Annotated in this window: 26 protein-coding genes; 22 read left to right on the top strand and 4 right to left on the bottom strand. The window is 71.7% G+C overall.

What is annotated here, in order from left to right:
* Positions 1–105 precede the first annotated feature (105 nt).
* The 12 genes from gorA to ACTIFU_RS09905 all read left to right on the top strand — a co-directional run bounded on the left by gorA (position 106) and on the right by ACTIFU_RS09905 (position 13,156).
* A complete protein-coding gene (gene gorA / locus ACTIFU_RS09960; protein ID WP_439578150.1) occupies positions 106–1,470 on the top strand; it encodes a glutathione-disulfide reductase in 1,365 nt (454 codons plus the stop codon).
* Positions 1,471–1,545: 75 nt separating this feature from the next.
* Positions 1,546–2,928 carry a class II 3-deoxy-7-phosphoheptulonate synthase gene (locus tag ACTIFU_RS09955; RefSeq protein WP_439578149.1) on the top strand — a complete coding sequence of 461 codons (1,383 nt, stop codon included), beginning with the start codon at positions 1,546–1,548 and terminating at the stop codon, positions 2,926–2,928.
* Between the two features lie 14 nt (positions 2,929–2,942).
* On the top strand, positions 2,943–4,076 hold the full coding sequence (locus ACTIFU_RS09950) for a nicotinate phosphoribosyltransferase (protein WP_439578148.1): 1,134 nt from the start codon (positions 2,943–2,945) through the stop codon (positions 4,074–4,076).
* 8 nt (positions 4,077–4,084) lie between these two features.
* Positions 4,085–4,996 (top strand): DMT family transporter, encoded by a 912-nt coding sequence (locus ACTIFU_RS09945; protein WP_439578147.1) that lies wholly within the window; start codon positions 4,085–4,087, stop codon positions 4,994–4,996.
* 9 nt (positions 4,997–5,005) lie between these two features.
* Positions 5,006–6,670, top strand: a complete 1,665-nt coding sequence (locus tag ACTIFU_RS09940) for an NAD+ synthase (RefSeq protein WP_439578146.1) — start codon at positions 5,006–5,008, stop codon at positions 6,668–6,670.
* Positions 6,667–7,047: a hypothetical protein gene (locus ACTIFU_RS09935; protein ID WP_439578145.1), complete on the top strand. Its 381-nt coding sequence runs from the start codon at positions 6,667–6,669 to the stop codon at positions 7,045–7,047. The genes ACTIFU_RS09940 and ACTIFU_RS09935 overlap by 4 nt, the downstream gene beginning before the upstream one ends.
* Positions 7,040–8,407: a glutamate--tRNA ligase gene (gltX, locus tag ACTIFU_RS09930; protein ID WP_439578144.1), complete on the top strand. Its 1,368-nt coding sequence runs from the start codon at positions 7,040–7,042 to the stop codon at positions 8,405–8,407. The genes ACTIFU_RS09935 and gltX overlap by 8 nt, the downstream gene beginning before the upstream one ends.
* A 77-nt stretch (positions 8,408–8,484) precedes the next feature.
* Entirely contained in the window at positions 8,485–9,918 is a 1,434-nt protein-coding gene (gene cysS, locus ACTIFU_RS09925; protein ID WP_439578143.1) for a cysteine--tRNA ligase, read from the top strand.
* Positions 9,915–11,495, top strand: coding sequence for a citramalate synthase (gene cimA, locus ACTIFU_RS09920; RefSeq protein ID WP_439578142.1), 1,581 nt, complete (start codon positions 9,915–9,917; stop codon positions 11,493–11,495). The genes cysS and cimA overlap by 4 nt, the downstream gene beginning before the upstream one ends.
* A gap of 132 nt (positions 11,496–11,627) precedes the next feature.
* On the top strand, positions 11,628–11,900 hold the full coding sequence (locus tag ACTIFU_RS09915) for a metal-sensing transcriptional repressor (RefSeq protein ID WP_439578141.1): 273 nt from the start codon (positions 11,628–11,630) through the stop codon (positions 11,898–11,900).
* Between the two features lie 11 nt (positions 11,901–11,911).
* Positions 11,912–12,304: a CopM family metallochaperone gene (gene copM, locus ACTIFU_RS09910; RefSeq protein ID WP_439578140.1), complete on the top strand. Its 393-nt coding sequence runs from the start codon at positions 11,912–11,914 to the stop codon at positions 12,302–12,304.
* Positions 12,305–12,337: 33 nt separating this feature from the next.
* Positions 12,338–13,156: an RNA methyltransferase gene (locus ACTIFU_RS09905; RefSeq protein ID WP_439578139.1), complete on the top strand. Its 819-nt coding sequence runs from the start codon at positions 12,338–12,340 to the stop codon at positions 13,154–13,156.
* 2 nt (positions 13,157–13,158) lie between these two features.
* Here ACTIFU_RS09905 and ACTIFU_RS09900 read toward each other — a convergent pair whose 3' ends face one another.
* Positions 13,159–13,365: a hypothetical protein gene (locus ACTIFU_RS09900; RefSeq protein ID WP_439578138.1), complete on the bottom strand. Its 207-nt coding sequence runs from the start codon at positions 13,363–13,365 to the stop codon at positions 13,159–13,161.
* A 172-nt stretch (positions 13,366–13,537) separates the two neighbouring features.
* Here ACTIFU_RS09900 and rpsD point away from each other — a divergent pair, with 172 nt between their 5' ends.
* On the top strand, positions 13,538–14,152 hold the full coding sequence (rpsD, locus tag ACTIFU_RS09895; RefSeq protein WP_439578137.1) for a 30S ribosomal protein S4: 615 nt from the start codon (positions 13,538–13,540) through the stop codon (positions 14,150–14,152).
* Positions 14,153–14,222: 70 nt separating this feature from the next.
* The gene (locus ACTIFU_RS09890) at positions 14,223–15,524 is read left to right on the top strand and encodes a class I SAM-dependent methyltransferase (RefSeq protein ID WP_439578136.1); all 1,302 of its coding nucleotides are present in this window, start codon (positions 14,223–14,225) and stop codon (positions 15,522–15,524) included.
* A 91-nt stretch (positions 15,525–15,615) separates the two neighbouring features.
* Here ACTIFU_RS09890 and ACTIFU_RS09885 read toward each other — a convergent pair whose 3' ends face one another.
* Complete coding sequence (locus ACTIFU_RS09885) at positions 15,616–16,023, bottom strand: metallopeptidase family protein (RefSeq protein WP_439578135.1); 408 nt, start codon at positions 16,021–16,023, stop codon at positions 15,616–15,618.
* A gap of 38 nt (positions 16,024–16,061) precedes the next feature.
* Here ACTIFU_RS09885 and ACTIFU_RS09880 point away from each other — a divergent pair, with 38 nt between their 5' ends.
* The 4 genes from ACTIFU_RS09880 (at position 16,062) to ACTIFU_RS09865 (ending at position 18,731) form a co-directional block, all read left to right on the top strand.
* Positions 16,062–16,358: a 4a-hydroxytetrahydrobiopterin dehydratase gene (locus ACTIFU_RS09880; protein WP_439578134.1), complete on the top strand. Its 297-nt coding sequence runs from the start codon at positions 16,062–16,064 to the stop codon at positions 16,356–16,358.
* Positions 16,359–16,466: 108 nt separating this feature from the next.
* Positions 16,467–17,126, top strand: coding sequence for a hypothetical protein (locus ACTIFU_RS09875; RefSeq protein ID WP_439578133.1), 660 nt, complete (start codon positions 16,467–16,469; stop codon positions 17,124–17,126).
* A 40-nt stretch (positions 17,127–17,166) separates the two neighbouring features.
* Complete coding sequence (locus tag ACTIFU_RS09870) at positions 17,167–17,349, top strand: hypothetical protein (protein ID WP_439578132.1); 183 nt, start codon at positions 17,167–17,169, stop codon at positions 17,347–17,349.
* Positions 17,346–18,731 (top strand): amidase, encoded by a 1,386-nt coding sequence (locus ACTIFU_RS09865; RefSeq protein ID WP_439578131.1) that lies wholly within the window; start codon positions 17,346–17,348, stop codon positions 18,729–18,731. Before ACTIFU_RS09870 ends, ACTIFU_RS09865 begins: the two co-directional genes overlap by 4 nt.
* Positions 18,732–18,891: 160 nt before the next feature.
* Here ACTIFU_RS09865 and ACTIFU_RS09860 read toward each other — a convergent pair whose 3' ends face one another.
* Entirely contained in the window at positions 18,892–19,440 is a 549-nt protein-coding gene (locus ACTIFU_RS09860) for a TlpA disulfide reductase family protein (protein ID WP_439578130.1), read from the bottom strand.
* On the opposite strand from ACTIFU_RS09860, the gene argH reads away from it, so the two are divergent.
* Entirely contained in the window at positions 19,439–20,845 is a 1,407-nt protein-coding gene (gene argH, locus ACTIFU_RS09855; RefSeq protein ID WP_439578129.1) for an argininosuccinate lyase, read from the top strand. The two genes, ACTIFU_RS09860 and argH, sit on opposite strands and share 2 nt — an antisense overlap.
* 1 nt (position 20,846) lies before the next feature.
* Here the strand turns inward: argH and ACTIFU_RS09850 are convergent, their stop codons facing one another.
* On the bottom strand, positions 20,847–22,049 hold the full coding sequence (locus ACTIFU_RS09850) for a hypothetical protein (protein ID WP_439578128.1): 1,203 nt from the start codon (positions 22,047–22,049) through the stop codon (positions 20,847–20,849).
* 103 nt (positions 22,050–22,152) lie between these two features.
* Between ACTIFU_RS09850 and ACTIFU_RS09845 the strand changes: the two genes are divergently transcribed.
* The 3 genes from ACTIFU_RS09845 to ACTIFU_RS09835 form a co-directional block, all read left to right on the top strand.
* The gene (locus tag ACTIFU_RS09845) at positions 22,153–22,401 is read left to right on the top strand and encodes a hypothetical protein (RefSeq protein ID WP_439578127.1); all 249 of its coding nucleotides are present in this window, start codon (positions 22,153–22,155) and stop codon (positions 22,399–22,401) included.
* A gap of 1 nt (position 22,402) precedes the next feature.
* Positions 22,403–23,743, top strand: coding sequence for a diaminopimelate decarboxylase (lysA, locus tag ACTIFU_RS09840; RefSeq protein WP_439578126.1), 1,341 nt, complete (start codon positions 22,403–22,405; stop codon positions 23,741–23,743).
* Positions 23,744–23,753: 10 nt separating this feature from the next.
* Positions 23,754–26,025 (top strand): DUF4175 domain-containing protein (locus ACTIFU_RS09835; protein WP_439578125.1); only part of this gene is annotated, 2,272 nt, incomplete at its 3' end.

Genomic DNA, 26,025 nt, shown 5'->3' with positions numbered 1-26,025 from the left:
CGCGCCCCAGTCGCCGGCCCCGCGCCCCCGCCCGGCCGCCCGCCCGCCGCCCCCCCCCCCCCCCCCCCCCCCCCCCCCCCCCCCCCCCACTGCTTGGAGATCGTCATGGATTTCGACCTCTTCGTGATCGGCGGCGGTAGTGCGGGGGTGCGCTGCGGCCGCATCTCCGCCGGCCACGGCGCGCATGTCGCGGTCGCCGAGTCCCGCTTCTGGGGCGGCACCTGCGTGAACGTCGGCTGCGTGCCGAAGAAGCTGATGGTCCAGGCCGCGGAGTATGGAGCGCTCGCCGAGGACGCGCGCGGTTTCGGCTGGGACATCGCGGTGCGCGGCCATGACTGGGCTGCCTTCGCCGAGCGTCGCAACGCCGAGATCGCGCGGCTGTCCGGCATCTACCGCAAGCTGCTGGAGGGTGCCGGTGCGACCGTGTTCGAGGCGCGCGCGCGGCTGGTCGATCCGCACACGGTCGAGGTGGACGGGACGCGTGTCACCGCGAAGCATATCGTCATCGCCACCGGCGGCGCGCCGGTGCGTCCGAGTTTCCGCGGCGCCGAGCACTGCCTGGTCAGCGACGACCTGTTCACGCTGCCAAGGCGGCCCGAGCGGGTGGTGCTGCTGGGTGGCGGTTACATCGCCTGCGAGTTCGCCGGCATCCTGCACGGGCTGGGTGCCAAGGTGCATCAGCTCTACCGCGGACAGCTGTTCCTGCGCGGCTTCGACGACGACATCCGCGAGGCGCTGGCGGAGGAGATGCGTGCCGCCGGCATCGATCTGCGCTTCGACTGCGATGCGGTGCGGGTCGAGAAGGTTCACGACGGGTTCATCGTCCACACCACCGACGGGCGGATGCTGGAGGCGGATGCGGTGTTCGCCGCGGTCGGGCGGAGGCCGAACACCACCGGGCTGGGGCTGGACGAGGCGGGCGTCCGGATCACGGACAAGGGTGCGATCGCGGTGGACGAGGCTGGGCGGACCTCGGTGCCGCATATCCATGCGCTCGGGGACGTCACCGACCGGCTGAACCTCACCCCGGTGGCGACCGCCCAGGGCCATGCGCTGGCCGATACCCTGTTCGGCGGCACTCCGCGGACGATCAGCCTTGAGAACGTGCCGACGGGGATCTTCACGATCCCGCCGATCGGCACGGTGGGGCTGTCGGAGGCGCAGGCGGCGAAGCGCGGGACCGTGGACGTCTACCTCTCGCGGTTCCGCCCGCTGCGCCACACGATCTCGGGCCGCGACCGCAAGACCTTGATGAAGCTGGTGGTCGACCGGCAGACCCAGCGCGTGCTGGGGGCGCACATGCTGGGCGAGGACGCGCCGGAGATCATCCAGGGGCTCGCGATCGCCCTGGTGATGGGGGCGACCAAGCAGGACTTCGACCGCACGATCGGGGTGCACCCCTCGGCGGCCGAGGAGTTCGTCACCATGCGCCAGAAGCGGCCTGATCCTCTGGCGGAGGCGGCGGAGTAGCGGCCGGAGTAGCGTCCCCGGCCCGGCTGTGGGAAACTCTGTCGCAGTGCAATGAAGATCATCGAGGAAGCCGCCATGTCCCCGTCCTGGACCCCCGATTCCTGGAGGGCCAAGCCGATCAAGCAGATGCCGGTCTATCCTGACCAGGCAGCGCTGGCCGCGGTCGAGGAACGGGTGCGGCGATTTCCCCCGCTGGTGTTTGCAGGCGAGGCACGCCGGCTCAAGGCGGCGCTGGCCGCCGCATCGGAAGGCCGCGCCTTCGTGCTCCAGGGGGGCGACTGTGCCGAGAGCTTCAACGACCTGAACGCCAACATCATCCGCGACAGCTTCCGCGTGCTGCTGCAGATGGCGGTGGTGCTGACCTATGGCGGCCAGGTGCCGGTGGTGAAGCTCGGCCGCATGGCCGGACAGTTCGCCAAGCCGCGCAGCGCCGACACCGAGACGGTGGACGGCGTCACCCTGCCCTCCTACCGCGGCGACAACATCAACGGCCCCGAGTTCACGCCCGAGGCGCGCACGGCCGATCCGACGCGGATGGAGCGCGGCTACTTCCACGCCGCATCCACGCTGAACCTGCTGCGCGCCTTCGCCCAGGGCGGCTATGCCGACCTGCACGAGGTGCACCGCTGGAACCTGGGCTTCGTCGAGCGCAGCCCGGCCGCCGAGCGGTATCGCGATCTCGCCGACCGGCTCGACCAGACGCTCTCGTTCATGGCGGCCTGCGGGCTCACCAGCGAGACGACGCCGCAGATCCGCGAGACCGACTTCTACATCTCGCACGAGGCGCTGCTGCTGCCGTTCGAGCAGGCGATGACGCGGGTCGATTCCACCTCGGGCGACTGGTACTGCACCTCGGCGCATCTGCTCTGGATCGGCGACCGCACGCGCCAGCACGACCACGCGCATGTCGAGTTCCTGCGCGGGGTGAGGAACCCGCTCGGGCTGAAATGCGGGCCGAGCCTGGAGCCCGACGACCTGCTGCGCCTGATCGACGCGCTCAATCCGGCGAACGAGGCGGGGCGGATCACCCTGATCGCGCGCATGGGGGCGGACAAGGTCGAGGCCAAGCTCGCGCCGCTCGTGCGCGCGGTGAAGCGCGAGGGGCGCAAGGTGGTGTGGCTGACCGACCCGATGCACGGCAACACGGTGAAGGCGGCGAACGACTACAAGACCCGGAGCTTCGACGCGATCCTGACCGAGGTGACCCGGTTCTTTGACGTGCACGAGGCCGAGGGCACCTGGGCCGGCGGGGTGCATGTCGAGATGACGGGGCAGGACGTGACCGAGTGCCTGGGCGGGTCGCGCGCGGTGACGGAGGCGTCACTCGCCTCGCGCTACCACACCTTCTGCGACCCCAGGCTGAACGCCGAGCAGGTCCTCGAACTCGCCTTCCTGGTCGCAGCCGAGCTCAAGGCGCGGCGCCAGCCGGCCGGGCAGCGACGCGTCGCCGCACAATAGCGCGCGACCGCGTCATGGGTTCGCCGTCGCCCGCGCCCGCGGAGGTCGCGCGCCGCACCGACAGCTATTTCAGCCGCACCCGCGCGATCGTCGAGCGGTTCGGCGACATCGAGGTCACCTATGCGGTGTTCATGCGCCGCCCTGTGATCTCGGCGCCGCGCCTCGCGATCGAGTGGATCCGCGCGGTGCGCGGCGCCGAGGCGACAACCGAGGTGATGCACCCGGAAGGGGCGGCGGTCGGCGCCGGCGATCCGATCCTCTACATCTCGGGCTCCTTCGCCGCGCTGTCTGAACTCGAGACGCTCTACCTCCAGAAGCTCGGTCCGCCCTGCGTGGCCGCGTGGAACGCCTGGGCGATGTGCCTGGAGCTGCCGAAGGTGGCGTTCCTGGCGATGGACGCGCGCCACTGCGCCGGCACCGAGATGGCCGAGATGATGGCCTATGCCGCCTCGGTCGGCTCGCGGGCGGCGCAGGCCCAGGGGGCCAAAGGTTTCGTCGGCAACGCCACCGACGCCACCGCGCATTGGTTCGGCCTTAACCGAGGCCGAGGTACCATGCCGCATGCCTTGATCGGCTACGCGGGCTCGACCGTGCGGGCCGCCGAGATGTTCCACGCGACATTCCCGGATGAGGATCTGACGGTGCTGGTCGACTACTTCGGTCGCGAGGTCACGGATTCGATCGCGGTCGCGCGCCGCTTTCCCGATCTCGCCGCGGCCGGGCGGCTTGCCGTGCGGCTCGACACCCATGGCGGGCGGTTCATGGAGGGGCTCGATCCGCCGTCCTCGTATGCGGTGATGGAACGACGGGCACCGGAGGCGATCCGGCGCTACCGCACGCATGACGAGCTGCGCTGGCTGGTCGGCACGGGCGTGTCTGCGGCAGCGGTCTGGCGCATGCGCGAAGCGCTCGATGAGGCGGGGTTCCCGAGCGTGCGGATCGTCGGCTCCTCGGGGTTCTCGGTCGAGAAGTGCCGCGTGATGGCGGATGCCAAGGCGCCACTCGACATGGTCGGCACCGGCTCCTACCTGCCGGAGGCGTGGAGTGAGACCTACGCGACCGCCGACGTGATCGCCTACGGCGGTATCCCACGGGTGAAGGTCGGCCGGGAGTTCCTGTTCCGCAAGAGCGGCCCAGGGCGCCCGTGATCACGGCCGTGCTCGGCGCATCCCGCGATCCGGCTCTGGAGCGGCGCATCGGCTTCGCCTGCGCCGTCGCGATCCTGTTCGTCTGGACGGGCTTCATCCTGGCGAGCCGCGCCGGCGCGCGCGGTGTGCTGACGCCGTGGGACCTCGCCGCACTGCGCTTTGGCGTGGCCCTCGTGGTGCTGCTGCCGCTGGTGCTGCGCGGAGTGCTGAAGGACATCCCCGTCCGGCGGATCCTGGTGATGGGCGCGACAGCTGGGTTGGGCTTCGCGCTGTTCGCCTACAACGCCTTCGCGCTCGCCCCGGCAGCGCACGGCGCGGTGCTGCTGCCGGGTGCGCTGCCGTTCGTGACGGCGGTGCTTGCCTGGGCCTGGCTCGGCGAGACGCCGACGGCGCGGCGCGTGCTCTCGCTCGCGGTGGTCGCGGCCGGGATCGCGCTGCTGGCGGGCTCGGAGTTTGTCGCAACCCCGGGCGCCTGGCGCGGCGACATCCTGTTCTTCATCGCCACATCGAGCTACGCGGTGTTCATCGTGCTGGTGCAGCGCTGGCGCATCACCGCGCTCCAGGCGACCGCCGCGGTCGCGGTCGGTGCGGCGCCGTTCTATCTGCCGGTCTGGTGGCTTGCGCTGCCTTCGGCGATCGCCGAGGCGGCGTGGCAGGAAGTCGTGTTCCAGGGCGTCTATCAGGGGCTGGTGGCGATGGTGCTCGCCTCGCTGCTCTACACCCGCGCGCTGGTGGCGCTCGGCTCGACCACCGTGTCGCTGTTCACCGCGGTGGTGCCGGCGCTGGCGGCGCTCGCGGCATGGCCGGTGCTGGATGAACCTCTGGGGTTGGGCGCCCTGATCGGCGTGCTGCTGGTGACAGCGGGAATGGCGCTCGGCGTGCGGCGTGGTCGCGTTGACCTGCCCCTGGCGCGTCCGTAGCGTCCGGCCATGACCAAACGGCTCCGCCTGGCGCTCGCGCAGCTGAACATGCACGAGGGCGCGCTGGAGGCGAACGCCACGACGATCCTGGAGGCGCGGGCGCGCGCGGCGGGCATGGGCGCCGAGCTGGTGCTGACGCCCGAGTTCTCGATCGCCGGCTACCCGCCTGAGGACCTGGTGATGAAGCCCGCCTTCATCGAGGCGTGCCGCGCCGGAATCGGCCGCCTCGCCGCGGCGACCGGCGATGGCGGGCCCGGCCTGGTCGTCGGCGGGCCGTGGCTGGCCGACGGCAAGCTGCACAATGCCGCCTATCTGCTCGACGACGGGAAGATCACCGCGGTGCGCGCCAAGCACGAACTGCCGAACTACGGCGTGTTCGACGACAAGCGCCACTTCGTCGCCGGCCCCGCGCCGGGTCCGGTGTCGTTCCGCGGCTTCCGCCTCGGGCTGATGGTGTGCGAGGACTGGTGGCTGCCTGACGTGTCCGAGACGCTGGCGGAGAGCGGCGCTGAGGTGCTGCTCTCGATCAACGCCTCGCCCTACGAGGCCGGCAAGCGCGACACGCGGATCGGGCTCGCGGTCGGGCGGGTGGTGGAGAACGGGCTTGGCTTCGTGTTCCTCAACCAGGTCGGCGGGCAGGACGAACTGGTGTTCGACGGCGCGTCCTTCGTGCTGAACCCTGACAGGTCGGTCGCCGCGCGACTGCCGGAGTTCGACCAGGACATCGTGCTCACCGAATGGGCGCGCGAGGGCGACCGCCTCGTCTGCGCGCCCGGGCCGATCGCGGCCGAGGACAGCCGCGAGGAGAGCATCTGGCGCGCGATGACGCTGGGGCTTGCCGACTACGTGAACAAGAACGGCTTCCCCGGCGTGGTGCTCGGGCTCTCGGGCGGGATCGACAGTGCGGTCTCGGCCGCGGTCGCCGTCGATGCGCTGGGCGCGGAGCGCGTGCGCGCGGTGATGCTGCCCTCGCCGTACACCAGCCGCGACAGCCTGGAGGACGCCGAGAGCTGCGCGCGGCTGCTCGGCATCCGCTACGACATGATCCCGATCACGCCGGCGATGGAGGCGTTCCACCAGGTGCTCTCGCCCGTGTTCGGCAACCGCGCGCCCGACATCACCGAGGAGAACATCCAGTCGCGCGCGCGGGGGCTGATCCTGATGGCGTTGTCGAACAAGTTCGGCGACATGGTGCTGACGACCGGCAACAAGAGCGAGATGTCGGTGGGCTACGCGACGCTGTATGGCGACATGTGCGGCGGGTTCTCCGTCCTGAAGGACGTGTACAAGACCACCGTGTTCGCGCTCTCGCGCTGGCGCAACGCGCACCATCCGCGCGGGGCGAAGGGGCCGAAGGGGCGGGTGATGCCGGAGCGGGTGATCGCCAAGCCGCCCTCGGCGGAGCTGAAGCCGAACCAGACCGACCAGGACAGTTTGCCGCCCTACGACATGCTCGATGCGATCCTGGAAGGGCTGGTCGAGGGCGAGCAGAGCGTGGATGCGCTGGTGGCGAAGGGCCATGACCGCGCCACCGTGCTGCGCGTGTGGAGGATGCTGGATCGGGCCGAGTACAAGCGCCGCCAGGCGCCGCCGGGGGTGAAGATCAGCCCGCGCGCGTTCGGGCGGGACCGGCGCTATCCGATCACCAACGGCTTCACGGCGCTGGTGTCATGATTGGCGATCTGTTCGCGCCGGAGGGCGGCTGGGTGGTGCGCATCCGCGACCACTCCGCCGAGCACGACGAGGAGGCGATCGAGGACGTGCCCGGCTTCGAGAGCCTGATGCACGCCAACGCTTTCGCGCGCGCCTATGTGCGCGACAGCGTCGAGCGCTGCCGCGTGCCCGATGCGACACCGGAGGAGGTGGCGGGCGACTGGCATGCGTTCGGCGAGGATGCCGAGGTGCTGGAGGCCGGCGAGCAGGGCTGGTCGAGTTCGAGCGAGCTCGCGTTCTTCGCCCGCAACCCCGCACCTCCGGGCAGCATCGAGCGCGACTGGCGCGGGCTCGATCCGCGGCGGGACGAGCCCGACGAAGACGACGACGATGACTGACCCCGGGCGCGAGCCCGTTCGTGTCCGCTTCGCCCCCTCGCCGACCGGCCATCTGCATGTCGGCAACGCGCGCGTCGCGCTCGCCAACTGGCTGTTCGCGCGCCGGGCGGGCGGCGCCTTCGTGCTGCGCCTCGACGACACCGACACGACGCGGTGCAAGCCGGAGTACGAGGCCGCGATCGAGGAGGATCTGCGCTGGCTTGGCCTCGCCTGGGACGAAGGTCCGGTGCGCCAGCGCGACCGGCTCGCCGCCTACGCGGCCGCCGCCGAGCGGCTGAAGAATGCCGGCCGCCTCTATCCCTGCTGGGAGAGCGAGGAGGAACTGGAGGCGAAGCGCCGCCAACGTTTGAAGCGCGGCGTCGCACCGATCTACGACCGCGCTGCGCTCGCGATGACCGAGGACCAGCGCGCGCGCGCCTTCGCCTCCGCCCGCCCGCCCTACTGGCGCTTCCGCCTCTCTGCCGGCGAGACCGCGTGGGACGATCTCGTGCTCGGCCGCCGCGCGGTGAAGCTGCCCGCCGTCTCCGACCCCGTGCTGGTCCGCGCCGACGGCACGCCGCTCTACACCTTCGCCTCGGTGGTGGACGACCTGGAGCTCGGCATCACCCACATCATCCGCGGCGAGGACCACGTCACCAACTCGGGCGTGCAGCGCGACATCATCGCCGCGCTGGGCGCCGAGTCGGACGCGATCCGCCTCGCCCATCTGCCACTGCTGGTGGGCGCCGAGGGCGAGCCGCTCTCCAAGCGCATCGGCTCGCTTTCCCTGCGCGCGCTCCGCGCCGACGGGATCGAGCCCGCGGCCCTCACCGCCTATCTCGCCCGGTTCGGCACGCCCGACGATCTCGCCCCGGCCGACCTCGCCACGCTGGCGGCCGGCTTCGACCTCGGCCGGATCAGCCGCAGCCCCGCCCGCTTCGACCCTGCCCAGCTGCTCGCGCTCAACCGCAAGGTGCTGCACGCGACCCCCTTCGAGTCCGTGCGCGACCGGCTGCCCGCGGGTGCGACCGAGGCGTTCTGGCTCGCGGTGCGCGGCAATCTCGACCTGACCACCGAGGCGCGGCACTGGTGGGACGTGGTCGCGGGCGCGATCGTGCCGCCGCCGCTCGAGGGTGAGGGCGCGTTCCTGCGCGAAGCCGCCGCCGCGCTGCCGCCCGAGCCCTGGGACGCGGCGACCGCCAAGGCCTGGGCCGCCTCGCTCACCGCCGCCACCGGGCGCAAGGGCCGCGCGCTGTGGCGACCGCTCCGCCTCGCGCTCACCGGCGAGGAACACGGCCCGGACATGGCCGCCCTGCTTCCCCTGATCGGCCGGGATCGCGTAGTCTCACGGCTCAACCTGGCCGCAGGAGCCGTCCCGTGATCTGTCCACGCGCGATTTGACCAAGCCTCGCGCCTTACCCATACCCGGGGCATTGCCCCGCACGGACGGACAGATCAATGCCAACTCTCAAGCTGCGTAACTCCGCCTCGCGGGACGAAGAAAAGCCACAACCATTCGAGCCGATCGACCCGTCGCACATCCGCCTCTATGTGTGCGGACCGACCGTCTATGACCGCGCGCATATCGGCAACGCGCGCCCCGTGGTGGTGTTCGACGTTCTCGTGCGGCTGCTGCGCCGGCTCTATCCGCGCGCCAAGATCACGTACGTCCGCAACATCACCGATATAGAAGACAAAATTATTGCGGCGGCCCGCGAAAATGACGAGCCGATTGAAGAGCTGACATCACGCACGACGCGCTGGTTCCACGATGACATGAGAGCGCTCGGTGCAGAGCCCCCACCGGGCGTGATCTTTAAGGAGCCGCGCGCGACTGAGACAGTCGCCGAGATGATCATGCTGATCGAGCGGCTGATCGCCAACGGAAACGCCTACGTCGCCGATGCGCACGTGCTGTTCGACGTGCCGTCCTTTCCGCGCTACGGCGCGCTCTCCAACCGCACGCCGGATGAGATGGAGGCGGGCGCGCGCGTAGACGTCGCGCCCTACAAGAAGACGCCCTACGACTTCGTGCTGTGGAAGCCCTCCACGCCCGACCAACCGGGCTGGGACAGCCCCTGGGGCCGCGGCCGGCCGGGCTGGCACATCGAATGCAGCGCGATGTCGTGGCGCCATCTCGGCGAGGAGTTTGACATCCATGGCGGTGGGCTCGACCTGATCTTCCCGCACCACGAGAACGAGATCGCGCAGTCGGTGTGCGCGTTTCCCGGCACGCGTTTCGCGCGCGTCTGGATGCATAACGGCATGCTGCTGGTGGGCGGGGAGAAGATGTCGAAGAGCCTCGGCAACTTCACCACGGTCGAGGAAGTACTGCGGCACGGCGCTTGGGCCGGCGAGGCGTTCCGTCTGCTGCTGTTGAAGACGCATTACCGGATGCCGCTCGACTACTCCGAGGCGGCGCTGATGGAGGCGCGGCGCGAGCTTGATCGGTTCTACCGAGCCAAGGAGCGGGCCGAGCGTATTGAAGACGTGGGGATTGTGACTGACATCGGCGACGATGAGAGCGGCGAGGAGGATCGCTTTACCGCCGCCCTCTGCGATGACCTGAATACGCATCTGGCGCTTTCGGCTCTGCATGATCAGGCGTCGAAGATCCTTGGCGCCAAGTCTGATCGCGAGGCCGCGGAGTGGCGAGGGGCCTTCCTGGAGAATGCAGCATTGCTTGGCATCGCCAAGGAAGTGCCAAGCCGCTGGTTTCGCGGCGATGCCTCTGTCGAGACCCGTGCAATCGAGAACGCGATCGCCGCTCGGCTTGCGGCGCGTAAGGCGCGAGACTTCGCTACTGCCGATCGAATTCGCGCGGAGCTTCTTGCGCAAGGGATCGTGCTGGAGGATGGGCCGCAGGGCACGACCTGGAGACGCGCCTCGTGAACGGCGAGCGCATCCACATCTACGACTGCACCCTGCGCGACGGCCAGCAGATGCAGGGCATCGACTGGGGCGTGGCCGACAAGCAGGCGATCGCGAAGGCACTCGATGCCTTCGGCGTCGACACCGTCGAGGGCGGCTGGCCGGGTGCGAATCCGATCGACGATGCCTTCTTCGCCGACCCGCCGCCGTTCCGCACAGCCCGCCTCGCCGCGTTCGGCATGACGCGGCGCTCCGGCCGGTCTGCCGCCAACGATCCCGGCCTCGCCGCGGTGTTCGGCGCGCGCACACCGGTCGTCACCCTGGTCGGCAAGGCCTGGGACTACCACGCCGAGGTGGCACTCGGCGTGTCGCTCGACGAGAACCTTGCCATGATCGCCGACAGCGTCGCCGAGGCCGCGCGCCGCGGCGAGGCGATGTTCGACGCCGAGCACTTCTTCGACGGCTACAAGCGCAACCGTTCTTACGCGCTCGCCGCGATCGCGGCCGCGCACAAGGCCGGCGCACGCTGGATCGTGCTCTGCGACACCAATGGCGGCACCCTGCCGCACGAGGTCGAGGCGATCGTCGCCGAGGTTGCCAAGGTCATCCCCGGCGAGCAGCTCGGCTTCCATGGCCACGACGACACCGGCAACGGGGTCGCGAACACGCTCGCCGCGGTGCGCGCGGGCGTCCGCCAGGTGCAGGGCACGATCAACGGCATCGGCGAGCGCTGCGGCAACGCCAACCTGATCAGCATCATCCCGACCCTGATGCTGAAGATGGGCTACACCACCGGCATCAGCGCCGAGGCGCTGCGCGGCATCACCAAGCTCTCCCGCGCGCTCGACGAGCGGCTGAACCGCGCGCCCAATCGCGGCGCGCCCTATGTCGGCGAGAGCGCGTTCGCCCACAAGGGCGGCCTGCATGTCTCGGCCGTGCAGCGCGACCCGGCCACCTACGAGCACATCCCGCCCGAGACGGTCGGCAACCGCCGCCACATCGTCGTCTCCGACCAGTCGGGGCGGTCCAACATCCTCTCGCGCCTCACCGAGGTCGGCATCGAGATCGACCCGGACGACGTGCGCATCCGCCGCATCCTCGACGAGGTGAAGGCCAAGGAGTTCGCGGGCTACGCCTATGACGCGGCCGAGGCGTCGTTCGAACTGCTCGCGCGGCGCGTGCTCGGCACCGTGCCCGAGTATTTCCGCCTGGACTCGTTCCGCACGCTGGTGGAACGCCGCGGCGAGCACGAGGAGCCGCTCTCCGAGGCGACGCTGAAGCTGGTGGTGAAGGGCGAGCGCGTGCTGACCGTGGCGGAGGGCAACGGACCGGTGAACGCGCTGGATGCCGCGCTGCGCAAGGCGCTGGTACCGCACTACCCGGCGGTCGCGAGCCTCCGCCTCGTGGACTACAAGGTGCGCATCCTCACCCCCGACCAGGCGACCGCGGCAACCACGCGCGTGATGATCGAGAGCGAAGGCAATGGCGGCGGCCGTTGGAGCACCGTCGGCGTCTCGGGCAACGTCATCGAAGCCTCGTTCGGCGCCTTGGGGGATGCGGTGACCTACCTGCTGATGCGCGAGGGTGTGCCGGCGTAATGCCCTCACCCTGACCCTCTCCCGGAGGGAGAGGGAACCCCTCTGTCGCCAGCGCGCTCCCTCTCGCGCCGCGCGGGAGAGGGACAGGGTGAGGGCCTTCCCCTATCCCCTCCCCCGGGATACCATCCAGCCATGGCTCATGGCATCCGTCACGCCGCCCACGCCGATGTCGTGAAGCGGCTCAAGCGCGTCTCGGGGCACCTGACCGCGACGATCGGCATGATCGAGGGCGGGCGGCCCTGCCTCGACCTCGCCCAGCAGCTGCGCGCCGTCGAGCGGGGCCTCGCGGAGGCCAAGCGTGTGCTGATCGAGACCCACATCAACCACTGCCTTGACCGGGCGGTGAGCGAAGGCAGGGCCGAGGCGGCGCTGGCCGAGGTCCGCGAGCTCACCAAGTACCTGTGAGGGAGACGCGCATGAAGACAACCCTGTTCGCCGCCGCCGCGCTGCTGATCGGAGCCGCGCCGGCGATCGCGCACCACGGCTTCAGCCACGGCGTGCCGCTCGCGCAGATGCAGCATGGGCAGCACGGGCACGGCGCGAGCGCCAGCGAGCCTGCCAGCACGCACGCCTTCCGTGCTGCGAACGCCCGCATGCACCGCGACATGGACATCCCATTCACCGGCAACGCCGATACCGACTTCGTCCGCGGCATGATCCCGCACCACCAGGGCGCGATCGACATGGCGCGCGTGGTGCTGGAACACGGCTCCGACCCGGAGCTGCGCCAACTCGCCGAGGAGATCATCCGCGCCCAGGAGGCCGAGATCGCGCAGCTCCGAGAGATCCTGCGCCGCCTCGGCGGTTGACCAGCCGGCCCGGCGGGACTACCCCGCCGCGCCATGACGGGACGCGAGGCTGGTGCTGCGATCGGGCCAGTGGGTGAGCATTCGCCCGCCGTCATTCTCGTTCGCCCGCAGCTTGCCGAGAACATCGGCGCGGCGGCGCGCGCGATGGCGAATGGCGGCCTCTTTCACCTCCGCCTCGTTGCCCCGCGGGACGGCTGGCCGCAGGAGAAGGCCTGGCGCATGGCCTCGGGCGCAGATGCGATCCTGAACGCGGCGACGCTGCACCCGACGGTCGCGCATGCGGTCGCCGATCTTCAGCGCGTGTTCGCCACCTGTCCGCGGCCGCGCCACGTGATCGTCAACACCGCGACTGCGCGCGGTGCGGCCGCGATGCTGCGCGCGATCGCCGGGCGCGGGCTCGCTGCCGGCATCCTGTTCGGCCCTGAGCGCGCTGGGCTGACCGCGGACGACCTCGCCCATGCCGACACGCTGGTGCAGATCCCGCTCAATCCGGCGTTCAATTCGATGAACCTCGCCCAGGCGGTGATGGTGATGGCCTATGAGTGGTGGACCGCCGCCGATGCCACGCCGCCCGAGCGCCTCGTCACCAACGAGACGCGCATCGCGACCAAGGACCGGCTCGAGAACTTCCTCCGCCACCTGGTCGCCGAGCTCGATGCCTGCGGCTTCCTGCGCAACCAGGCGAAGCGACCGAGCATGGTGCGCACCATCCGCCACCTGTTCGAGCGCGGCGAGGTGACCGAGCAGGAGCTCCGCACCCTGCACGGCATCGTCACGGAGCTCTCGCGCGGGCGGCGCGTGCACGGACGGATCGAGCCAGACATGGAGGTCGAGCCGGATGCGGCGGTATAGCGCTACTCCGGCAGTTGCCGCGCCAGCCGCCGCGCGAGCAGAAGTCCAATCAGCCCGCCCGCCGGCGCGCCGGGGAGTGCCAGAAGCCAGCCGATATGCGCGCCCTGGCTGATCAGCCCCATGCCGACGCCGAGCATCATGCCGCCGACCAGGGAGCCGATGACGCCGGCGGTGAGGCCGAGGATCAGGATTTCGCTGCGGGTGACCATGGGCGAGGGCATAAGGGCCGGTGCGGCCGTTTGACAAGCCGGGCCAGCCCCCGTATCTCCCGCCGCTCATTCCCGGGAACGCGAACGGAAGTTCCGCCCCAGACGGGGCCTACCGGGACAGGAGGGGCACGGCAGTCGCTGCCCCGCAGAACCAAGGAAAGGGCCTCGCGCCATGACAAAGCGCGCCGAGAGCAAGTACAAGGTCAATCGCCGGCTGGGCCAGAACCTCTGGGGCCGGCCGAAATCCCCGGTCAACAAGCGCGACTACGGTCCCGGCCAGCACGGCCAGCGGCGCAAGAAGCCGACCGATTTCGGCACCCAGCTCGCGGCCAAGCAGCGGCTGAAGTTCTACTACGGCAACATCGGCGAGCGGCAGTTCCGCCGCTACTACGATGAGGCGGTGCGCCGGAAGGGTGACACCTCCGAGAACCTGATCGAGCTGCTCGAGCGCCGGCTGGACACGGTGGTGTACCGGCTGAAGTTCGCGATCACGCCGTTCGCGGCGCGCCAGCTGGTGAATCACGGCCACGTCACGGTGAACGGCCAGCGGGTGAACATCCCGTCCTATCTCGTGCGCGACGGCGATCAGATCGAGGTGAAGGAGAAGTCCAAGCAGTTGGCTTCGGTGCTGGACGCATCCCAGTCGGCCGAGCGCGACGTGCCGGAGTACCTGGAGGCGGACCACCGCGCGATGCGCGGCCGGTTCCTGCGCGCGCCGAAGCTGCTGGACGTTCCCTATCCTGTGCAGATGGAGCCGGCCCAGGTGGTCGAGTTCTACTCGCGCTGAGCGGGCGGCCATCGATGCTGATCCGGCGCGCTGGGCAGGCCACCCTGTCCGGCGCGCGGGGTTTCCGCCGATGACCGGCGACCGGATCGCGGCCTCCGCGCGCGACCTCGCCGCGATGGTGGCCGAGGCGGCGCCGTCTTCCCTGTCGGTCCGGCTCTGGACCGGCGAGACCCTGAAGCTCGGCCCCGAGGCGGACGGGGCGGTCGGGTTCGCGATCACCCAGCCCGGCGCGCTGGTGCGGCTCGCGCGCCGGCCGCGGCTCGCCACGCTGATCGAGCTGTTCGCCGCTGGCGCGATCGAGCTCTACGGCGGCACGCTCCTGGACATCGAGGCGCGGCGCGGCCAGGCCGCCCGCGGGGCCTGGAAGCGCCTGCCCAGGCTGCGCCTGCTGTCAGTGCTGCTGCGGCTGCGCTTCGCCCGCGCTCCCGCCGCGGCGGCGCCCGGCCACGGCTATGCCGGCACGGCCGCGGCACGCATCGAGGACGGACGCGACGACGCCGCGCTGGTGCGGTTCCACTACGACCTCTCGAACGCGTTCTACGCGCTCTTCCTCGATCCGGAGATGCAGTACTCCTGCGCCTATTTCCCCGATTGGGAGGCGCCGCTCGACGCCGCGCAGCGGGCGAAGCTCGAGATGACCTGCCGGCGGCTGCGGCTTGCGCCGGGCGAGCGGTTCCTCGACGTCGGCTGCGGTTGGGGCGGGCTGATCTGCCACGCCGCCCAGGTGCATCGGGTGCGCGCGCACGGGGTGACGCTGAGCGAGCAGCAATACGCTCATGTGCAGGAGAAGATCGCGCGCCTGGGCTTGGGCGACCGCGTCACGGTGGCGTTGCAGGACTATCGCGACGTGACCGGCGAATGGGACAAGATCGCCTCGGTGGGGATGTTCGAGCATGTCGGGCTCGACAACCACGCGACCTATTTCCGCAAGCTGCGCGATCTGCTGCGTCCGCGCGGGCTGCTGCTGAACCACGCGATTGCCCGGCCCGCGAAGAAGGACGAGCGCACGTTCCGGCGCAAGCGGGCGGAGTACGCCGCACTCACCACCTACATCTTCCCCGGTGGCGAGCTCGATCATATCGGCCGGACGCTCACCAGCCTGGAGCGCGCCGGCTTCGAGGTGCATGACGCGGAGAACTGGCGCGAGCACTACGCACGCACCTGCAGGGCATGGACCGAGCGGCTGGCGTCGCGGCGCGTCGAGGCGGAGGCGGAGGTGGGGGCGGCGAAGACGCGGCTTTGGCTGCTGTACCTGGCCGGCTGCGCGCTGGCGTTCGAGCGCGGGGGCGCCCTGATCTACCAGGTGCTGGCGTCGAAGCGCGCGCGCGGCCCGAGCGGGTTGCCGCCGACGCGCGCGGATCTCTATCGGTAGAGGCGGATCGTCGATGCGGCCGGGTGTTGCAAGGGCCAATGGCCCGTGCCGGGGGCGCAGGGGGTGGAACCCCCCTGCATCGCGCAGCGGGCTACGCTTCGCGCTCCAGCCGGGCGATCTCCTCGTCGGAGAAGCCGAAATGGTGCGCGATCTCGTGGATCAGCACGTTTCGCACCAGGCTGCGGAGGTCCTCGCCGGTCTCGATCCATTCGGCGAGGATCGGCAGGCGGTAGAGATGGACCATTTCCGGCTCGTCGGGCGCGTGCAGCACACTGCGCTGGGTGAGCGGCACGCCCCGCCAGAGCCCGGTGAGCTCCCACGGGCTGTCGAACCCCATCTCCTCGACGGTCTCGTCATCGGGCAGTTCGTCGACAACGATCGCCACGCCTTCGAGCAGCTTTGCGAGGTCGCGCGGGAAGCGCCGCTGCGCCCAGGCGAGCGCCTCGTCGGCGAGGGCGACGATCTCGGCGGTGGTCGGGGCTGTGGTGAAGGGCCGCATGGGCGCACCATGGGGACGGAACGGCGAAGGAGGCAAGCATGGTGGCGACGCTGAGCGAGGCGGAGCGGGCGGGGCTGGGGCAGGCGCTGCCCGGCTGGGCGATGGTCGAGGGCCGCGATGCCATCCGCCGCGCGTTCCGCTTCACGGACTTCTCGGAGGCCTGGGCGTTCATGAGTCGGGTCGCGCTGCTGGCCGAGAAGCACGACCACCATCCGGAGTGGTCGAATGTCTGGAACCGGGTAGAGATCGTGCTGTCCACGCATGATGCGGGCGGGCTGTCGATGCGCGACGTGACGCTCGCCCGGGCCATCGACGCGATCGCGCCCGGCGGCTGATGGGCCCGGGCGGGTATACCTGCCGTTTACCTTGCTGCGTCAGGCTCGGCGAGAGAGCACCGGCCGACTGGCTGGCCGGTCGCACTGATCGCGCATGGAGACCAGGCCATGTCGGGCACCGGGATCACGCCTGCGACGGACACGCGCACGCGCGTGCTGCTGAGCTTCGCGATGGACAATCACGGCGCGGCGTTCGCCTACTGGCTGCGCGACCGGCTGATGAAGACCCATGGCTGGTACGCGCCGAACGCGGTCTACATGGATTGCGTCGCCTCGCGCGAACTGACGACCGAGCATGCGCGGACGATGGATCAGCACACCGGGCCCAAGGTTGCGGGCCACGTCTATGTCGCGCCGGACGAGCGCGAGAAGTTCACCAGCCAGGGCTACAAGCCGATCGGTGCGCTCAATCCGCTCTGGAACGAGATGTACGTCACAGCGATGCAGCAGGCGCAAGCGATGGTGATGATGGTGATGCCCGAGTACATGGCCTCGGAGTGGTGCCTCAAGGAGTGGGGACAGTTCGAGGAGGAGAATATCCGGCGCGCGGGCGGCGGCCAGTCGCTGCTGAAGGGCGTGGCGATCAGCTTCATCGGCAAGCTTGACCAGCCGACCCAGACCGGCAAGCCGATCAATGTGACGAACGTGACGGTCCTGCCCGTGGCGAAGGTCTACGGGCTGGGCGGGTTGCTTTGGCACAAGGACGACTTCGGCATCGGCGAGGGCGACTACCAGAAGCTCTGCGGCATCCTCGGACCGCTGACGTGACCCCCCTGACGACGGCGTGATCCTCGCCTAGGCTGGCGTCATGCCAGCCGAACCGACCGACGATCCCTTCACCCGCGCCGGGTTCCCGCTGACCGAGGCGGAGCGCGCGCGGCTTGCCGAGCCCGCGAAGCTGCTCGATGCGCTGCTCGCGCGCGTGCGCGACGGCGCCGGGCAGGGCGAGCCCGCCGTGATCTTCGTTCCGCCCGCGGCGCCACGCCCGTGAGCCCGGTTCCGACGATCGCCGGGGCCGGGCGCGCGATCGCCGCGCGCAGCCTCTCGCCGGTGGAGCTGATGCGCGACTGCATCGGCCGGATCGAACGGCACGAGACGACACTGCACGCCTTCGTCGCGCTGGACGCCGCGCGCGCGATGGAGGCCGCGCGCGACGCCGAGGCGCGGATCATGCGCGACGGCCCGCGTGGACCCCTCGACGGCATTCCGGTCGCGCACAAGGACATCATCGACGTGGCCGGTCTGCCGACCACCGCCTGCTCGCACATCCTGGTCGGCAACACCGCCACGCGCGACGCGGCGGTGGTGCGGCGCTGGGCCGAGGCGGGCGCGATCTCGCTCGGCAAGCTGACGACGCACGAGTTCGCCTGGGGCGGACCCTCCTTCGACCTGCCGACGACGCCCGCGCGCAATCCCTGGAACCCCGACCATTTCACCGCCGGCTCGTCCTCGGGCACGGGCGCTGCGGTGGCGTCGGGAATGATCCTGGGCGGCACCGGGTCGGACACCGGCGGGTCGATCCGCGGCCCGGCGGCGCTGTGCGGGCTGGCCGGCATCAAGCCGACCTACGGGCTGGTGCCGCGCACCGGCGTGGTTCCGCTCGCCTGGTCGATGGACCATGTCGGGCCGCTGGCCTGGACGGTGGAGGACTGCGCGCTGCTGCTCCAGGCTGCTTCCGGCCACGACCCGGAAGACCCGGGTTCGGCCGTGCGGCCCGCGCCGGACCTCGTGTCCGGGCTCGGTGGCGGGGTGAAGGGGCTGCGCATCGGCGTGGTCCGGCACTTCCACGAGACCGACGTGCAGGTGAGCGCGGCGACGAAGCGCGGCATCGACGCGGCGGCGCGGCTGTTCGGTGAGCTTGGCGCCAGCGTGCGCGACGTGACGCTGCCACCGCTCGGCGCGTTCTGGGCGCCGGGGATGACGCTGCTGCTCGGCGAGGCCTTTGCGGTGCACGGGCCTTGGGTGCGCACGCAGCGGGAGAAGTACGGCGAGATCCTGCGCGACCGGCTGCTGCTCGGCGCCCTCGTGTCGGGCGAGCACATCATCGCCGCGCAGCGGCTGCGCCGTGCGCTCGCGGTGAGGGTGGCAGAGGTGATGCGCGAGGTCGATCTGCTGCTGACCGCCGCGGCGATGGGCGAGGCGCCGCGGATCGACGCGGTCGATCGCTGGATCGGCTTCAGGACGCCGAGCCTGACCATCCCGTTCAACCTGACGGGCCAGCCGGCGCTGACGGTCTGCGCCGGCCTCGGCGAGGGCGGGCTGCCGGTGGCGATCCAGCTCGCCGGCCGTCCGTGGGAGGACGCGACGGTGCTGCGCGCCGGCCACGCCCACGAGCAGGCCCGCGGCGCGCTGCCCAGGCCGAGCCTCGTGTAGTGCAGGGGGGCTGGGGGACCAGCGTGGTCCCGCGGTCGCGTTCCGTCGAACGACGAAGGGATCCCCGCCGTGACACCGCCATCGGCGACCCCCGCGACGAGGCCCTTCCGGCCGGCGAGCGCGACCTTCGCCGGGCTGGACATTGCGTCCGATCCAGCGGTCAGGCCGCGACGAGTGCGCGGATGCGCGCGACCATCGGCGCGGCGTCCCAGGCCGTGATGCCTTCGAGCCGCGCGGCCTCCTTCCCGGCTCGGTCGACGATCAGCGTGGTCGGCAGGCCGCGTGCGCCCCAGGCCCGCGCTGCGGCGCCGCGCGGGTCGAGCCAGATGCCGAGGTGGCGCACGCCGGTCCGGCCGTAGAACGCGCGCACGGCGTCCACGCCGCCGCGATCCTGGCTGAGGGCGAGCACGTCGATGCGGTCGTCGCGGACCTGCCGCGCGAGCCGGTCGAGCGCCGGCATCTCCTCGACGCAGGGCGGGCACCAGGTCGCCCAGAGGTTCACGACGAGCCCGGTGCCGGCGAAGTCGGCGAGCCGCCGCTCGGCACCGTCGACGTCGCGGAACACGGCGTCCGCCAGCGTGCGGCGCGGCGCGAACACCTCGAGTGCGCTGCCGACCGCGCTTGCTTGCCGGGGCAGGGCCAGCGTGGCAGAGGTCGCGGCGATCCTGCCCAGCAGCACCCGGCGTGACACTCCGACGGAACCAGCCATGCCCGACACCCCTTCGCCTTCGCCCGCCGCCAACGCGCTGTGGGGCGGCCGCTTCGCCGCCGGCCCGGCGGCGATCATGCAGGAGATCAACGCCTCGATCGGCTTCGACCAACGCATGTGGCGCCAGGACATCGCCGGGTCCAGGGCGCATGCCGCGATGCTCGCCGCCCAGGGCATCATCACGGAAGCCGACCGCGACGCCATCCTGGATGGTCTCGCCCAGGTGGCCGCCGATATCGAGTCCGGGGCCTTCACGTTCGCGACAGAGCGCGAGGACATCCACATGAACGTGGAGGCGCGGCTGATCGAGCTGGCCGGCGACCCGGGACGGCGCCTGCATACGGGTCGGTCACGCAACGACCAGGTCGCGCTCGACGTCCGGCTCTGGGTGCGTGACGCGATCGACGCGCTGGATGTGCAGAGCGCCGACTGCATGCGGGCGCTCGTCGCGCAGGCCGAGGCGCATGCCGCGACGCCGATGCCGGGCTTCACGCACCTCCAGATCGCGCAGCCGATCACTTTCGGTCATCACATGCTCGCCTTTGTCGAGATGCTGGCGCGCGATCGGGGCCGCTTCGCCGATTGCCGGGCGCGGCTGAACGAGTGCCCGCTCGGCGCAGCGGCGCTGGCCGGCACCTCCTTCCCGATCGACCGCCACGCGACCGCGGCCGCGCTCGGCTTCGACCGGCCGATGGCGAACAGCCTCGATGCCGTCTCGGCGCGCGACTACGCGATCGAGTTCATGGCCGCCGCCGCCACCTGCGCGGCGAACCTCTCGCGGCTCGCCGAGGAGATCGTGATCTGGATGAGCGCGCCCTGGCGCTTCGTCACGCTCTCGGATGCATTCACCACGGGCTCCTCGATCATGCCGCAGAAGCGCAACCCTGACGCGGCGGAATTGGTGCGCGCCAAGACCGGACGGATCAACGGCAACCTGGTCGCGCTGCTGACGGTGATGAAGGGCCTGCCGCTGACCTATGGCAAGGACATGCAGGAGGACAAGGAGCCGATCTTCGACACCGCCGACAGCCTCGCCCTCTGCCTCGCCGCGACCGCGGGGATGGTGCGCGACCTGCGCCCGAACGTCGAGGCGATGCGGCGCTGGGCGGGCGAGGGGTTCGCGACCGCGACCGACCTCGCCGACTGGCTGGTGCGCGTGCTCGGCCTGCCGTTCCGCACCGCGCACCACGTCACCGGCCGGCTGGTCGCGGCGGCGGAGGCCAAGGGCACGGATCTCGCGGGGCTCACCGTCGCCGAGATGCAGGCGGTGGAGCCGCGCATCACCGCGGACGTCTATTCGGTGCTGACGGTGGAGGCGTCGCTGGCCTCTCGCGTCAGCTACGGCGGCACCGCACCGGCGCAGGTCGCGGCGCAGGCGCAGGCGTGGCGCGAGCGGCTCGGGTAGATCACTCGATGCACCCCGGCGCGTCGGCGTGCGGGCTGCGGGCGGGTGGCGGGCTTGCGCGCATCTGCGCGAGGCGTGCGCGCTCCTCCGCCGTCAGCACGGCCTCGGAGGCGCCGGCCGCGACCAGAGCGTCGTAGGCCGTGAGCGCATATGCAGCGACGGCCAGCTGCAGCGCGGTCCCGCCGGTTGCCGGCGAGATGCGCTCGATCTCGGCGCGGTGCGCGCGCAGGAGGCGCAGGAACGCGCCGAACCGTGCGGCGTCGGGCACCTCGCTCGCGAACCGGACCAGCGCGGCGAGCGGGGTCTCGCCGCGCCGGCGCCCGCGTTCCAACGGCACTCCGTCCGGATCGAAGCCGCGCTCGGCGAGCAGCCATGTCGCCACGCGCAGCGCAGCGCCCGATGCGGCGGCATTCAGCAGCGTGGCGTTCTCGTCCAGGATGCTGCCGCTCAGGGTCAGCGGCACACCTGCATCGAGCAGACGCTGGAGCAGCTCCAGCCGGTCGAGGCGCGCGGCGGTCCAGGCGGCGCGGCGGCGCGCGCGCGCATCGGCGTCCGGCAGCAGCAATGCGAAGCCCTCCGCGTCGTCGCGCGCGATGCTGACCTCCAGCGTGGTCAGGAGCGGCAGGTGGAGACCCTCGCAGGTGCGCAGGCTGCGTGCCGCGGCGCGCGAATCGGACGACGGCCGCGCGCCGAGCGCGAGCAGCGCCTCGATCGCCTGGTGGGCGCGCGCGTCGGCGGCGAGCAGCAGCAGCCGGTCGCGCTCGTCCGTGCAGTCCGCGCCACAGCGCGCGAGCGTGCGTGCGATCGCTGCCGGATCGTTCTGCTCGACCGCCGCGTAGACCGCGCCGCGCCGGTCCGCGACACGCGCGTCGCGATGCGACTCCAGCGCGATCGCGCCCCAGAGCACAAGGGCCGCGCCAAGCCCGAGGACCTGCGCCGCCAGCACCGCCTTCAGCCGCCAGCCGACCGCCCAGGCGTGCAGCCGCGCATAGACCAGGTTGGCGCCGAAGCTCACCAGGATCAGCACGGGCGCGACGGCCCCCAGCACGATCGCGATGCCGAGATCGCGGAACGGGCCGCGCGGGTGGCGGAGCTCGTCGGTGATCAGCCAGGCCGGCAGCGCGACCGACAGGATGCCGAGCCCCCAGCAGAGGACGGCGAGACCGGTCAGGCGGCGGCGCGGCGACGCGAATGGGGCGGACATGGCTTCCCGGGGTGCTGCGACGCTGCCTGCCATACCACGACCAGAACGGACGGCAGATGCGCGGGCCATGGCGTGCGCGCCGCGACTGGGGCACGATAAGGGCATGTTCCACGGCGCCTTCGGCACTTCCGGCATGGGGTGTGGCCTGCCGCTCCGGCCCCGCGCGCGGATCGCGCTGCTCGTCGCGCTGATCGCGGTCGTGCTGCTCGTCGGTTGCGGCAAGCGGGGCGACCCCGTTCCGCCCGGCCCGGGCGAGGCCTTGACCTATCCGCGCACCTACCCCCGCGACGCGACCTCGCCGCAGGCAGGCGGGCGGGTGGTGTTCCCGCCGCCGCTCGGACGGAGACGCTGAGATGGCAGCCCCCGCCCCCGTCGTGCCGGATGAGGACCCCTCCTTCGACGAGCTGCTCGCGCTGCGGCCACATCTCTCGGTCGCGATCGACTCCGGGCTGCTGGTCGAGGGCGTGCCGCTCGCGCGCATCGCCGCCGAGCAGGGCACACCGACCTGGGTCTACGCGGCGTCGCCGATCACGGGCCGCTACCACGCGCTTGCCGGCGCGCTCGCCGAGGCCGGGCTCGACGCGCGCATCCACTACGCGATGAAGGCCAACGACGCGCTCGCGGTGGTGCGCCTGCTCGGCAGCCTCGGCGCCGGCGCGGACGTGGTCTCCGGCGGGGAGTTCCTCGCCGCGCGCGCGGCCGGGATCGCGCCCGCGGACATCGTGTTCTCGGGCGTCGGCAAGACCGATGCGGAGCTGCGCCTCGCGCTCGCTGCCGGGGTCGGCCAGATCAATGTCGAGAGCGCCGAGGAACTGGCGATGCTCGGTGCGATCGCCGACGGCATGGGCGTGCGTGCGCCGGTCGCGCTGCGCGTCAACCCGGACGTGGACGCCGGTACCCATGCCAAGATCACCACCGGTCGGGCCGAGAACAAGTTCGGCATCCCGATCGACACCGCGCGCGACCTCTACGCGCGCGCGGCGAACGCGCCCGGCATCAGCGTGCGCGGCGTTGCCGTGCATATCGGCAGCCAGATCACCGCGCTCGCACCCTATCGCGCCGCCTATGCGCGGCTCGCCGAACTCGTGCGCGGCTTGCGCGCCGAGGGCCTGCCGGTCGAGCGTGTCGATTGCGGCGGCGGGCTCGGCATCGCCTACCGCAACGAACCGGCACCCTCGCCCGCGGCCTTCGCGCACATGCTCCGCGAGACGCTGGGCGGCCTCGACCTGCCGCTCATGCTCGAGCCTGGACGCTGGCTGGTCGGCCCTGCCGGGCTGCTGCTCGCGCGCGTGATCCTGGAGAAGCAGGGAGCGGCGCACCGGTTCGTGATCCTCGATGCGGCGATGAACGACCTGATCCGGCCGTCGCTCTACGAGGCATGGCACGCGATCGTTCCGGTCTCGCCGAGCCGTTGGCACGCGCGGCTGTCGCCGGCGGAGGTGGTCGGGCCCGTCTGCGAGAGCGGCGACAGCTTCGCCCGGGCGCGCATGCTGCCCGGCCTGCCCGCGGGTGCGCTGGTGGCCATCCTCGATGCCGGCGCCTACGGCGCGGTGATGAGCTCGACCTACAATGCCCGTCCGCTGGCCGGCGCGGTGATGGTGCGCGGCACCGACGTTGCCGTCATCCGGCGGCGGCAGACGCACGAGGCGCTGCTTGGCCAGGATGTGATACCGTCTTGGCTCGCTTCCGGGTGATGATGGTCCCATGAGCCGTTCCGCGCCGCCCCCTCCCGCCCCGCCACCGATCCGGCGGCTCGGGTTGCGGCGCGGCCTCGCCCGTGCGGCGATCCTGTGGGAGCGCGTCTGGCCTGCCATCGCGCCGCTGCTGGCGGTGATCGGCGTGTTCGTCGTGGCCGCGCTCTCGGGGCTGCTGCCGCTGTTGCCGGGCTGGTTCCACTTGGTCGTCCTCGCGGCCTTCCTGTGCGCCGGCTGCGTCGCCATGGTATGGGGCGTCCGCCAGATCCGTCTGCCCGGCGATGCGGAAGGCGAGCGCCGACTGGAGCGCGTCTCGGGGCTCACGCACCGCCCGCTCGCCAGCCTCGCCGACCGCCCTGCCGGCGGGACGGCCGACGCGGCCACCGCGGCGCTCTGGGCCGCGCACCAGGCACGCGCGGCGCAGGCGGCGCAGCAGCTGCGCGTTGGCGCACCGCATCCGGGCCTGCCGGGGCGCGACCCGATGGCGCTGCGCGCCGGGCTCGCGCTGTCGCTGCTCGCCGCGCTGGTGATTGCGGGGCCGGAGGTCGGCCAGCGTCTGGGAACGGCGGTCTCGCCCTCGTTCGGCGCCCCGCCCGCTCCGCCGCTGCCGCTGCGCCTGGAGCTCTGGATCACGCCGCCCGCCTATACCAGCATGGCGCCCGTGTTCGTGCGCCACGAGCCGGGCGGGGCGACCCCCGAGATCACCGTGCCGACCGCGAGCAGGCTCGCCATCCACCTGTCGGGCGGCACGGGCGGTGCGCCGCGGCTGGACGCGGGCGGCGGCGAGGTCGCGTTCCGCAGCCTCGACGCGCAGTCCTTCGCCGCCGAAGCGACGCTCGAGACGCCAGGGCGGCTCTCGGTCACGCGCGACGGGCGCGAGCTTGCCGCCTGGCCGCTCCGGCTGCTGACCGACGCGCCGCCGACGGTCGCCTTCGTTGCTCCGCCCGGGCGCGCGCCGGCGGCACCGCAGCTCCGCATCGAGTTCGAGGCGCGCGACGACTACGGCGTGGTGTCGGTGGAGGCGATCCTGCGGCTGGTCGCGCGGCCGGAGGCCGAGGCGCTCACCGTGCCGATGCCGGTGCCCGGCGGCGGGGAGCGGCAGGTGCGCGGCACCGGCCAGCCCGACCTCTCCGCGCACCCATGGGCCGGGCTGCCGGTGACGATCGTGCTGGAGGCGAAGGACGGCGCCGACCAGACCGGCCGGTCGCAGAGCCTGATCGTGGAACTGCCCGAGCGGCGGTTCGAGCACCCGGTCGCGCGCGCGCTGGTCGCGCTGCGCAAGCGGATGACGCTCGCCCCGGCCGAGCGCAGCGCGCACGCCCGTGAGCTCGACCGCATCGCCGCCGCCCCGGAGACGTTCGACGACGACTTCACCGTGTTCCTCGGCCTGCGCGTCGCCCGCTCGCGACTGCGCTTCGACCGCACGGAGGGCGCGACCGCCGAGGTGCAGGCACTGCTCTGGGACCTGGCGATCCGGCTTGAGGAGGGTGGGCGCGACCGCACCTGGCGGCAGTTGTCCGAACTGCGTGAGCAGTTGCGCGAGGCGCTGGAGCGGGCCGAGCGCGGCGAGGAGGTCGACCCCGCCGAGCTGGAGCGGCTGGCCGAGCAGCTCCAGGAGGCGATGCAGCGCTACTTCGAGGCGCTGGTCGAGGCGATGCGGCGCGAGGGCGTCGAGACCCTGCCGTTCGACCGCAACGCCCGCTCTCTCGACATGCGCGAGATGCAGCGGATGGCCGAGCGGATGCAGGATGCGGCGCGCGCGGGCGAGCTCGAGCGGATGCGGCAGCAGCTCGCAGAGCTGGAGCGCGCGATCGAGCAGCTCCAGCAGGGCCGGCTCAGCCGGATGGAAAGCCCCGAGCGCCAACAGCAGCGCGAGCAGGGCCAGCAGATGATGGGCGCGGTGAACGACATGCTCCAGCGCCAGGGCCAGCTGATGGACCGCAGCCACCAGCGCGCCGAGCAGGATCGGGCCCAGCGCCAGCCGCCGCGCGGCCAGCAGCCGCAGCGCCAGCAATCGCCCTGGCAGCGCCCGCAGCAGGGCCAGCCGCAGCGCGGCGAGCAGCAACAGCAGCCGTCGCAGCAGCAGCGCCAGCGTCAGGCCGAGGGCCAGCTGGACCGGCGTCAGCAGCAGGCGCTGCGCCGTGCGCTCGGCGAGCTGATGGAGCAGTTCGCCGACATGACCGGCGAGGTGCCCGAGCCGCTCGGCCAAGCGGACATGGCGATGCGCGAGGCGGCGGACGCGCTCGGTCAGGGCGACAACGAGCGCGCGCAGGGCGCACAGC

This window comes from Elioraea sp., from assembly GCF_051860475.1.
Taxonomy (GTDB): Bacteria; Pseudomonadota; Alphaproteobacteria; order Acetobacterales; family Acetobacteraceae; genus Elioraea.
Note: the sequence above shows the minus strand (reverse complement) of the source record. Positions and strands in the feature narration are given on the sequence as shown.